At 63.3% G+C, this 4,863-nt stretch carries 6 protein-coding genes; 5 read left to right on the top strand and 1 reads right to left on the bottom strand.

Annotation, left to right across the window (positions count from 1 at the left end; translation table 11 throughout):
• The first annotated feature begins 787 nt into the window (after positions 1-787).
• Positions 788-1,351 carry a cyclic nucleotide-binding domain-containing protein gene (locus V5B39_RS21895; RefSeq protein WP_332344929.1) on the top strand — a complete coding sequence of 188 codons (564 nt, stop codon included), beginning with the start codon at positions 788-790 and terminating at the stop codon, positions 1,349-1,351.
• A gap of 183 nt (positions 1,352-1,534) precedes the next feature.
• Positions 1,535-2,734, top strand: coding sequence for a formate-dependent phosphoribosylglycinamide formyltransferase (purT, locus tag V5B39_RS21890; RefSeq protein ID WP_332344928.1), 1,200 nt, complete (start codon positions 1,535-1,537; stop codon positions 2,732-2,734).
• Positions 2,735-2,792: 58 nt separating this feature from the next.
• On the opposite strand, the gene V5B39_RS21885 is transcribed toward purT, so the two are convergent.
• Positions 2,793-2,987 carry a hypothetical protein gene (locus tag V5B39_RS21885; protein ID WP_332344927.1) on the bottom strand — a complete coding sequence of 65 codons (195 nt, stop codon included), beginning with the start codon at positions 2,985-2,987 and terminating at the stop codon, positions 2,793-2,795.
• 391 nt (positions 2,988-3,378) lie between these two features.
• Between V5B39_RS21885 and V5B39_RS21880 the strand changes: the two genes are divergently transcribed.
• The 3 genes from V5B39_RS21880 to V5B39_RS21870 form a co-directional block, all read left to right on the top strand.
• A complete protein-coding gene (locus tag V5B39_RS21880; RefSeq protein ID WP_332344926.1) occupies positions 3,379-3,960 on the top strand; it encodes an SCO family protein in 582 nt (193 codons plus the stop codon).
• An 18-nt stretch (positions 3,961-3,978) separates the two neighbouring features.
• Positions 3,979-4,401 carry a DUF1318 domain-containing protein gene (locus tag V5B39_RS21875; RefSeq protein ID WP_287634173.1) on the top strand — a complete coding sequence of 141 codons (423 nt, stop codon included), beginning with the start codon at positions 3,979-3,981 and terminating at the stop codon, positions 4,399-4,401.
• A gap of 104 nt (positions 4,402-4,505) precedes the next feature.
• A partial coding sequence (locus V5B39_RS21870) for a copper chaperone PCu(A)C (protein ID WP_332344925.1) occupies positions 4,506-4,863 on the top strand: 358 nt, incomplete at its 3' end.

Genomic DNA, 4,863 nt, shown 5'->3' with positions numbered 1-4,863 from the left:
CTGTACTGCTTACCAGGGCTTCCTGTTTGGCCGGCCAATGCCTCATGGGGAGTTTTCGCAGCCGACCGGAGCGACTGCAAGGGAAGCGTAAGCCGTCATACACGGTGTCAATGGCAACACAGGGGTTGGCTCGGTTCCGTCCACCAGCCGCAGAACCTGTGCGTCGGCAACCAGTCTTGAGCGGACCGACAGTTTCCTCAAACGAGCGTCTCTTTATGGCCGATTGTACGCGTTCAGCACTCGACCAGGAAGCAGCCGTCGGGGCCGACAAGTAGCTTGCGTGCCTGCGAGTCCAAGGGCGAATCCCCGATCGCGAGGTGGCCCCTCGTGGGGCCGTCCAGAGCCGTCTCGGCGCAATCGCTGGGCGCGGAATCACCGGCCCCCCCCACTCGCCGCGGTGCCGGAGTCCGGCGGTCGGCCGGCCAGGCGGTTCTGTTGCCGGTCGATCCAATCAGCGTTATTTTGTTGAAAAGGGTCGAGTTTTCGCCCCAGGAAGGCGAACGCCGAGGGCAGGGGTTCGGGATAGGCTCGGTGCGACCCGGTCGGTCGGAAGCGAAGAGAAAAAGGCGTTAAGAATCTTCGGCTTTGGTACAATAGAAGCCAGTGTGGGCCCGACTGTTAATCCGTAGGTCCCTGGTTCGAGCCCAGGTCGGGGAGCCAAAGAAATCAAGCGCCAGGCCCCAGTTACCAGCTGGGGCCTTTTTGCTGTTCCAGCAGCGACCTGGCGCCAACGGAAGCGTGGTGAGTGCGGTTCCCTGGCGGGTGTTTTCAGGAGAAGGGACGCGAAGTGGAACTTTCGGGCGACCAGCGCCTGGCGCAACTCGAGTACCTCGGCGACGCGACGCCGTTCGCGTCGCGGTTACACGCCATGCTCCCCTACTGGCCTCTCTTCGAGAACCTGAATCTCGCCGAGATCGGACTGCTGAGCCAGTTCCTGCAGGTGTTCCGGGCACAGGTCGGCCAGGAAGTGATCCGGGAGGGTGACGCCGGCGACTTCATGATGTTCGTGATCGAGGGCAGCATCCAGGTGTTCAAACAGGGCAACAACGATGCTCCACGCCTGATCGCCGTCGTCGGGGCGGGCAAGACGCTTGGCGAGATGTCGCTGATCGACGGTGATCCACGTTCCGCGAGCTGTATTGCCGACCGTGTGACGGTGATGGGCGTGCTGACGCGCGAGAGCCTGGCGAGCATCATTCTCGAACAGCCCATTCTGGGCGCCAAGATCCTGATGGAACTCGTGGTGATGCTCTCGCACAGATTACGCGAGACGAGTTCGCAGTTGCTTGCCTGTCTCGACCGCGAGCGCGTGGAGAACGGTGGCAGCGAAGCCGGCGCCAGTTTCGTTTGAGGCTGCTCGGGAGGGGGCGCCCGGCGCACGATCACTCGCCATTCAGCAGGCGGCTTCATTGGCACGGCATACACCCTGCCATGGCCCGACCGACGCCTGGTCTGGCGCATGACGCCGCTGCCGGCTGTATCGATGGCCTCGCCCGGGTCTTGCGCCCGCTTCACGGAAGAGAAGGAAATTGCCATGAAAATCGGAACCCCCCTGTCCACCAGCGCCCTGCGCGTGATGTTGTTGGGCGCCGGAGAGCTCGGCAAGGAAGTAATCATTGCGCTGCAGCGCTTCGGCGTCGAAGTGATTGCCGTCGATCGCTACCCAAACGCTCCCGGCCAACAGGTCGCGCATCGGGCGCACGTCATCGACATGACTGACGGCGCCGCGCTGCGCGCGCTGATCGCAGAGGAGAAGCCGCACGTCATCGTGCCCGAAATCGAGGCCATCGCGACCGATACCCTCGTCGAAGTCGAAGCCGAGGGTCTGGCCGAGGTCATTCCGACCGCCCGTGCCGCCCGGCTGACGATGAACCGCGAAGGTATTCGTCGCCTCGCCGCCGAGGAACTCGGCCTGCCGACCTCACCCTATCGCTTTGCCGATTCGCTGCCCGAAATGCAGGCGGCGATCGACAGTGGCATCGGCTATCCCTGCATCGTCAAGCCGGTGATGTCGTCTTCCGGCAAGGGCCAGTCGCTGCTGCGTGGGCCTGACGACTTGCAGGCCGCCTGGGATTATGCGGCGAGTGGCGGGCGCGTCAACCAGGGCCGGGTGATCGTCGAAGGCGTGATTGACTTCGATTACGAAATCACCCTGCTCACCGTGCGCGCCTGCGATGCTGCCAGCGTCGTCCGGACTGCTTTTTGCGAGCCGATCGGCCACATTCAGGTCGCCGGTGATTACGTCGAGTCGTGGCAGCCGCAAGCGATGAGCCCGGTTGCACTGGAGAAGTCGCGCCACATCGCCGCTGCCGTCACCGGGAGCCTCGGGGGACGGGGTATTTTCGGCGTCGAGCTGTTCGTCAAGGGCGACCAGGTGTGGTTCTCCGAAGTCAGCCCGCGCCCGCACGACACCGGCCTGGTCACGCTGTGTTCGCAGCACTTCTCGGAATTTGAGTTGCACGCCCGTGCCATCCTCGGCCTGCCGGTGGATACCGGCCTGCGCGAGCCCGGTGCTTCGGCGGTGATCTACGGCGGGCTCGATGAACCGGGCATCGCTTTCGCAGGCGTCGACGAAGCTCTGGCCGTGCCGCGCAGCGATCTGCGGCTGTTCGGCAAGCCGGAGTCGTTCAGGAAACGCCGGATGGGGGTTGCGGTGGCCAACGGCGAGAATGTGGCACAGGCACGTGAGCGGGCCAAACTGGCAGCGAGTCGGGTCAGGCCGGTGGTCGCTTGATCCGGGTTTGGAAGAGACCGCTGTCGCAGTACGAGTTTGCGCGTCAGCCAGGCGTTGGTCAGGCCGGCGGCTCGTCGTCGTTCTCGGGCGCCGAACGGTCCTGCTTTTCGCGCAGACGCTCGTTCTTGTCGTCGCTGCCCAGGAAGAAGTAACGGCCGGCCAGAACGCAGCCCTTCATCCCGGGGTCGCAGTTCAGGTCATTGATCTTGGTGCAGATGCCGTTGATTTCGTGCGGGCAGCCCCAGGAGGCCATGGCGTTTCCTCGATGAGCGAAGCGGGATGCAATGATAAGGCCGGGCTGGCGGATCGACCAGCGGGATGCTCGGCAACGCCGGCGCGCGATTGAGCAGGCCATCGGCAGCCTCGCGCGCCACGGTCGAAGTATCGCCGTTCTAGTGCCAGCCGACATGGAATGAGCGACAATGATTAATCTGTATCAAGGCTGCTGAATACCCGTGTGCCGATAATGCATGGCGATGCGTTTCTTTTCGTCGGCATTGGCCGGAACCGCCCGAGGCCGCTCTCGCTGGGATGACCTGGCGGCAGTGCCTCAGCGATACGAAGCCGACGGGCGGCATTCGATCCATCAAGCGTTGTCATCGGAGCCCTTGCTGCCGATCACTGACCATCATCCACAGACCACCATGAAATTGCTGCCAACCCTGATCCTGTGTATCTCGCTCCTGTTCGCAGGCTGTTCGCAGCCGCCGAGCTTCAAGTCCACCGATATTTCAGGCGCCGACTGGGGCAAGGAACTTGCTTTGACCGACCATAACGGCCAGCCACGCCGGCTGGCTGATTTCAAGGGCAAGGCAGTGGTCGTTTTCTTCGGTTATACCCAGTGCCCGGACGTCTGCCCGACGACGCTGTTGTCGATGCAGGCGGTGCTGGGCGCTCTCGGCAACGACGCCGGCCGTGTGCAGGTACTCTTCGTCACGCTGGATCCGGCGCGCGACAGCGCCCAGTTGCTGGCCGAGTATGTCACGGCCTTTCACCCCAGCTTCCTTGGCCTGCACGGCGACGAGGCGACGATCGCGGCAGTCGCCAAGGACTTCAAGGTTTTCTACGCCAGGCACGCGGGGACGACTCCCGGCAGTTACAGCATCGACCACTCGACGGGCAGCTATGTCTTTGACCCGCAGGGTCGGCTGCGGCTTCTCGTTCGCCACGGTGAAACACCCGACAACGTTGCTGCCGATTTGAAGCTGTTGCTGGCCGGCAAGTGATCTTTCAGGAAACCTGCCATGAAACGCTTTCTCCTGCTGCTCGCCTTTCTTTCCCTGCCGGTTTTCGCTGCAGGCCCGGGCGAGCCGATCAACCTCGACATCGGCACCCCGCCGGTGGTGGTGGTCAAACACAGCCTCGCCCAACGCGCCTCGAGACTCGTCCGCTTTTACGACGCGGGGATCATCGGGCTGGGTTACGACGGCATGGTCAAGATGCGTGACGCCAGCCGGCTTACCCTGCCGCAGCGGCAGATCGCCGAGAAGTTGATCGACAACGAGAACCCGGACCGGAATTCGCTGATCTATGCTCTTGCCGAAGCGCACGGCGGGCAGGTTTACGAGCCAGCCGCGCGCGCCGCGCAGGTCAAGCGCTGGAAGGAGCAGTTTCACTCCGGCTGGTGGATCGAGGATGCGCCGGGCAAGTGGAGCATCAAACCCTGAGCGTCTGTGCTTGCCGGCGACCCGCCAACTGCGGCAACTGGTCGCGGAGAGAAGCGCAAGTGCTCGTTCATAATCATTTTTCGTCAAGGAAGAAGGAGTACGGCTTGAACGCAAGAAAAATTCTAGTGTCTCTGGCGCTGCTCAGCCTGTCGTCGGCGGCTGCGCTTGCCGCCGATGTCGAGGTCAAGGCGCCGTGGGTGCGCGGCACCGTCAGCGGCCAGCAGGCGACCGGTGCCTTCATGGAAATTACCAGCAAGTCGGGAGCGGTGCTGGTCGGTGCCGCCAGTCCGGCCGCCGGGATAACGGAAATTCATGAGATGAAGATGGACGGCGGTGTCATGAGCATGCGCGCCATCCCACGTCTTGAGCTACCGGCCGGCAAACCGGTGCAGCTCGGCCCGGGCGGCTACCATGTGATGCTGATCAACCTCAAGCAGCCGCTGAAGAAGGGCGATTCGGTGC

It is taken from the genome of Accumulibacter sp., assembly GCF_036625275.1.
Lineage (GTDB): Bacteria > Pseudomonadota > Gammaproteobacteria > Burkholderiales > Rhodocyclaceae > Accumulibacter.
The sequence above is the reverse complement of the archived record's forward strand: the minus strand, read 5'-3'. Positions and strand labels throughout refer to the sequence as shown.